Source organism: Pseudomonas sp. P5_A2_2 (genome assembly GCF_054177685.1).
On the sequence record NZ_JBGCUL010000389.1, the window covers coordinates 1 to 4,146 of the forward strand.

The following is a 4,146-nucleotide window of genomic DNA, read 5'->3' on the forward strand; positions in this document are numbered from 1 at the left end:
CATCATCAACAGCAGAATCAATGAGAACGGCAGCGAGGTCAGGACCACCGCCGACTTCAACGCATCGATGCTGCCGGAGAACAGCAATGCACTGGTCACCAGCGCAGTCATCGCGCCCCAGAACACCCGCAGCCATTTCGGCCCGTCTTCATCGGGATTGCCGCCCTTGGCGGACAGCGTCGACAGCACCACGGTGCCGGAGTCGGCGGAGGTGACAAAGAACACGAAGCTGATGAACACCGTGACCGCGATGACGGTTTTGCTCCACGGGTAGGTTTCCAGCAGCAGGTAGAGCGCCATCGACGGATTGTCGATGGCCGACATGCCGAGCGCGCTCATGCCGTGGTTGAGCACTTGATCGATGGCGCTGTTACCGAAAATCGACATCCACGCCAGGGTGAAGCCGAGCGGGATCAGCAGCACGCCGAAAACGAATTCGCGAATCGTCCGGCCACGGGAAATCCGTGCGATGAACAGGCCCACGAACGGCGACCATGCAATCCACCAGGCCCAGTAGAACACCGTCCAGCCGCCGAGCCAGTCGCTGGGTTTGCCGTAGGCGTACAGATCAAAACTCTTCATTGGCAAGGCGCCGAGATAGTCGCCGACGTTCTGGATCAGCGTGTTGAGCAAGTGCTGCGTGGGGCCGGCGAACAACACGAACAGCAACAGCGCACAGGCCAGCAGCATGTTGATATCGGACATGACCCGCACACCCTTGTCGACGCCGGATACGGCAACGATGATCGCCGCGCCCATCATCAAGGTGATCAGGCCGACCTGAATCCATTGGGTATGGGCGATGCCAAACAGGTAGTCGAGACCCGAGTTGAGGTGCAACACGCCGAAGCCCATGTCGGCGCCGAGGCCGAACACCGTGGCGATGATGCCGAAGCCGTCCACCGCGTAACCGATCGGGCCGTTGATGCGCTTGCCGATCAGCGGATACAGCGCCGAACGCAGGGCCAGTGGCAGGTTATGCCGGTAGGCGAAGTAGGCCAGCGCCATGCCGACAAAGGCGAACACACCCCAGCCGTGAAGGCCCCAGTGCAGAAACAGAATCTGCATCGCCTGGCGCGCCGCATCTGCCGTACCAGCCTCACCTTGGGGCGGTTGCAGCATATGGGTCAGCGGCTCGGACACACAGAAGAAAAACAGAGTGATGCTGATCCCCGCGGCGAACAGCATGCCGGCCCAGGACAGGTAACTGAATTCGGGTTCGTCGTGGTCGGCACCGAGCTTGATCTTGCCATAGCCGGACAAGGCGGTGACCACCACGAAGACCAGATAGAGGGTCATCGCCAGCAGGTAATACCAGCCGACCGTGTCGGCCGCCCAGTTTTGCGCCGCCAGCAACCAGGCACCGGCCTGCTCCGGCATGGCGATGACAACGACACCAAACAACAGGATGAAACTCGCCGAGAACCAGAACACCGGCGGATTCATGCGGATCAGACCGTTTGGAGGGATGGACGATGCACTCATGTTCGGTGCACCTCGGAGGGGTAAAACGTGGCTGTAGAAATCGGACTCAGCAAAGGCAAGCCTCCGGTTGTGAGCGGGCAGCGAACCGCCGGTTTAACTTGAATGAACGTTCAAGTTAAACATGGATAGGGGGCTAAGGACTAATCGCAGGGCTCGGCGGTACTGGTTGTACGCTAGCTCAAGGGAGGGTTCGACGCAGGATTAGATCAGGGCCACTGGCTCGATTCGGTTTGAAATCCAATCGCGAGCAAGCTCGCTCCCACAGGGGGTCCGGGTTGAACACAAAAGCTGTGAACACCAGGAAACCCTGTGGGAGCGGGCTTGCCCGCGAAGAGGCCAGAACAGTCAGCGAAGATTCAGGAGACTACTTCTGCGCCCCATCATCATGCTGCAGATTCGCCTGGGTCAGGTTGCTCCCCGCCGGCACGCTACGGGTCAGCCAGACATTGCCACCGATGGTCGAACCCTGACCGATGGTGATCCGGCCAAGAATCGTCGCCCCGGCATAAATCACCACGTCATCCTCGACAATCGGATGCCGTGGCTGGCCCTTCTGCAACTGACCGTCTTCGTCCGCCGGGAAGCGCTTGGCGCCCAAAGTCACCGCCTGATAAATCCGCACGCGCTCGCCGATGATCGCGGTTTCGCCGATCACCACGCCGGTACCGTGGTCGATAAAGAAACTGCGGCCGATCTGCGCGCCGGGGTGAATGTCGATGCCGGTTGCCGAGTGGGCGATTTCCGCACTGATCCGTGCCAGCAGCGGTAAACCGGCGCGGTACAAATGGTGGGCCAGCCGATGGTGAATCACCGCCAGAATCCCCGGGTAGCACAACAGCACTTCATCGACACTGCGCGCCGCCGGGTCACCGTGATAGGCCGCCAGTACGTCTGTGTCCAACAGGCTGCGCAACCCAGGCAAGGCGAGGGCGAAGTCTTGAATGATCTGGATGGTTCTGGCTTCGACTTCGGTATCGGCCTGGGCACTGTGGCGCGCGGCGTAGCGCAATTCGAGTCGCGCCTGGGCCAACAGCGCATTCAGCGCCACATCCAGCGTATGACCRACGTAGAAGTCTTCACTCTCCTCACGCAAGTCCACCGGCCCCAGGCGCATCGGGAACAACGCGCCGCACAGGGCTTCGAGAATGTCCGCCATGGCTGCGCGGGACGGCAATTCGCGACCGCCCTGCTCGCCGCTGGCCCGGCCGTTTTGAGCACGCCACTGTTCACGTGCCGTGCGCAGCTGGCTGACGATGGTCTGCAATTGCCAATGGCTGGAACGCTCACTCACGGTAAAAACTCCTCACGGGCGGCCGGACTGTCTGGCCGCACTGACGGCGATTACTTTACGGCAAGGGTCGCGAGGCAAATTAAGAACCAATAGTGCTGTGCTCAGATCGATTGGCTATAAGCGATTGAAGGTTGCCCAGGCTTTTGGGCGTGCCTATAGTCCTGAAATCCTCCACGGCCAGTACGGACTCATGATCAAACAACAGCTCGCCCGCTTTAACCGCCTCGACCTGCTCGGTCAACCCACCGCCCTGGAAAAACTCGAACGCCTGTCGACATGGTTGGGCCGCGAGGTGTACGTCAAGCGCGATGACCTGACGCCGCTGGCGATGGGCGGCAACAAGCTGCGCAAACTCGAGTATCTGGCCGCCGATGCCTTGGCCCAGGGTGCCGACACCTTGATCACCGCCGGCGCGTTGCAATCGAACCATGTACGCCAGACGGCCGCCATTGCCGCCAAGTTGGGTCTGGGCTGCGTAGCCCTTCTGGAAAACCCTCTCGGCACTGACGACAGCAATTACACCGGCAACGGCAATCGGCTGCTGCTCGACCTGTTCGATACCAAGGTCGAACTGGTGGAAAACCTCGACAACGCCGACGAACAACTGCAAGCCCTGGCTGGCCGACTGCGCAGCAACGGCAAGAAGCCCTATCTGGTACCGATCGGTGGTTCAAATGCCCTGGGTGCTCTGGGCTACGTGCGCGCCGGGCTGGAACTGGCCGAACAGATCAAGGACACGGGCCTGAAGTTCGCCGCCGTGGTCCTGGCCTCGGGCAGCGCCGGCACTCACAGCGGACTGGCGCTGGCCTTGAGTGAAGCACTGCCGGATCTGCCAGTGATCGGCGTGACGGTCTCGCGCAGCGATGAAGATCAGCGGCCAAAGGTTCAAGGCTTGGCCGAACGCACCGCCGAGCTGCTGGGTGTGAACCTGCCGGACGCTTTCAAAGTCGAGTTGTGGGATGAGTATTTCGCCCCCCGTTATGGCGAACCGAACGCCGGGACACTGGCGGCGGTGAAGCTGCTGGCGGGTCAGGAAGGCTTGCTGCTGGACCCGGTCTACACTGGCAAGGCCATGGCGGGCTTGCTGGACGGGATCGGGCGTCAGCGTTTCGACGAAGGCCCGATTATCTTCCTGCACACCGGTGGGGCACCGGCGTTGTTTGCCTACAAAGACTTTCTCTGACTGACCGTTCCCGCGCTCGCGTGGGAACGTATTTGAATTAATATTCAAATAAAGAATAACAAATAGAATATTTATTATTTTCCTATCTAACGGCGTCATCTTATAGTCACGCCGCAGGCGAATTTGTAACGAGACGCATACGCTGCTTTAGGGCAGGATATCGCAGTCGTCAAAATCCCGAATTTGC

The 4,146-nt window shown here is 60.3% G+C and carries 3 protein-coding genes; 1 reads left to right on the forward strand and 2 read right to left on the reverse strand.

Translation table 11 applies throughout. The features are described from left to right. Together betT and epsC are read right to left on the reverse strand one after the other, a co-directional pair. Window positions 1-1,446: choline transporter BetT (gene betT, locus ACXRVY_RS18955; protein ID WP_458237979.1), on the reverse strand; the 1,446-nt coding region annotated here is incomplete at its 3' end. Window positions 1,447-1,849: 403 nt separating this feature from the next. Then, complete coding sequence (gene epsC, locus ACXRVY_RS18960) at window positions 1,850-2,776, reverse strand: serine O-acetyltransferase EpsC (protein WP_223462716.1); 927 nt, start codon at window positions 2,774-2,776, stop codon at window positions 1,850-1,852. 190 nt (window positions 2,777-2,966) lie between these two features. On the opposite strand from epsC, the gene ACXRVY_RS18965 reads away from it, so the two are divergent. After that, window positions 2,967-3,959 (forward strand): D-cysteine desulfhydrase, encoded by a 993-nt coding sequence (locus tag ACXRVY_RS18965; protein ID WP_223462715.1) that lies wholly within the window; start codon window positions 2,967-2,969, stop codon window positions 3,957-3,959. Window positions 3,960-4,146: the final 187 nt, after the last annotated feature.